At 51.2% G+C, this 248-nt stretch carries 1 pseudogene; it reads right to left on the bottom strand.

Annotated features, from left to right (window positions below):
* A pseudogene (locus GJQ66_RS15010) lies at positions 1-248 on the bottom strand (mesaconyl-C4 CoA hydratase); the annotation flags it as partial.

Here is a 248-nt window from a genome sequence, read left to right as displayed (position 1 = left end):
ACAGCCGCTTGCATCAACAGCGTCGCCTGTAGCGGGCCATGCACGACCAAACCTGGATAGCTTTCTTCGTTTCGCGCATACTCCGCGTCGTAGTGAATGCGGTGCGCGTTAAAGGTCACCGCAGAATAGCGGAACAAAAGCGGACTGGTCATGTCCATTTCAATTTGAAAATCTGACGTACTAGGAGTGAGTCGCTTTTTCGGAGGCGAATATGTTTTTGGGATTTCCAGATAGGCGATGTCCTGACG

The organism is Microbacterium sp. ZXX196 (assembly GCF_009709595.1).
GTDB lineage: Bacteria > Actinomycetota > Actinomycetes > Actinomycetales > Microbacteriaceae > Microbacterium > Microbacterium excoecariae.
Note: the sequence above shows the minus strand (reverse complement) of the source record. Positions and strands in the feature narration are given on the sequence as shown.